Annotated in this window: 1 rRNA gene; it reads left to right on the top strand. The window is 34.0% G+C overall.

Going from position 1 to position 1,382, the window contains the following annotated elements:
- The first annotated feature begins 12 nt into the window (after positions 1-12).
- Positions 13-120 (top strand): 5S ribosomal RNA (gene rrf, locus GTR01_RS24405).
- The last annotated feature ends 1,262 nt before the right edge of the window (positions 121-1,382 follow it).

Genomic DNA, 1,382 nt, shown 5'->3' with positions numbered 1-1,382 from the left:
ATATACAACCTTTAGGGTGGTTTTAGCGGTGGGGCTCACCTGTTCCCATTCCGAACACAGAAGTTAAGCCCACCAGCGCCGATGGTACTGCTAACGCGGGAGAGTAGGCCGCCGCCAGTTTTTATTTTATTTTTAAAAATCCTTTATCGAAAGATAGAGGATTTTTTTTTGCTTTATACTTTAGGGAGAGTACACCACCAACCACCATCTATTCCTTATCATTATTCTATTATCGTTATTCCCCGTATCTTGTTATCCTGTAATGATCTCAACAGGAGTATGGAAATCAGTGAATAGTGTTTACTAAGCTCTATTCATTCATTCATTCTTTCTTTCTTTCTTTGTATTATAGGTTTTGGCTAAAGCCATTGGATTGTTTGTGAATGATAAAGCGGGCTAAAGCCCACTTCTATTGAATGGAGAGAACACTGTAGAAATATACCAGTCAGGGCTAATGTTGCCGAGATCCCTGCGGGATGACAAAGAGAGTATGGAAATCCGTGAATAATGTTTACTAAGCTCTATTCTTTCTTTGTATTATAGGTTTTGGCTAAAGCCATTGGATTGCTTGTAAATGATAAAGCGGGCTAAAGCCCACTTCTATTGAATCGAGAGAACACTGTAGAAATATACCAGCCAGGGCTAACATTGTCGAGATTCCTGAAGGATGACAAAGGCTGAGGATATATATATATATCAATATTTGCTATTGATTAGAAACTACTTATTATTCATATCCTTTTTATTCTATCCCTGATATCCTTTTGTATCATTATTTTTGTTTGTCTTACCATCGTTGTCATCCTGTAAGGATCTCCACAAGATCATTTCATATTAATAAAGAATACGCCAGAATCACCCCTAATTTTCATACTATATAGTATACTCAGCTTTTTCCACAGAGCATCCATCAATAGAAACGGGCTTTAGCCCGTTTACATACACCAAGCTTCTTCCCTTGGATTTAACCCAAACCTATATCAATCATCAATCTCACATCATATACGATAATATTTACGGGAGCAAAATCTTATAAAAATCTCTATTACGATCAAATGTTAAAGATTACCTGTAATTTATTCATGGAGTATTTACAAACCTTACTATCTCCAGAGAATTTGATTCAAATATCTTGTGGTACTTGCTTCTTAATAGAACAACACTATAATTTTATTTTGAAATTTTATAAGCATAATAGCTATATATATATTATCCAACCTTTATTTTCCATATTCCAGTTAATTAAGACTAATTGTGGATAAGTATAAATATGGGTTTAAATATAAATAAACCAGTAAGTTAAGTTAAATACTTACTCACAATGGATGTATCTGTGTAAATTTTATGTTAAATAAACTTGTGAGGGATGGTATAAGTTAAGT

The organism is Chryseobacterium sp. c4a (assembly GCF_009900745.1).
In the GTDB taxonomy this organism is placed as follows: Bacteria; Bacteroidota; Bacteroidia; order Flavobacteriales; family Weeksellaceae; genus Chryseobacterium.
This window is presented reverse-complemented; position numbering and strand designations above follow the sequence as displayed.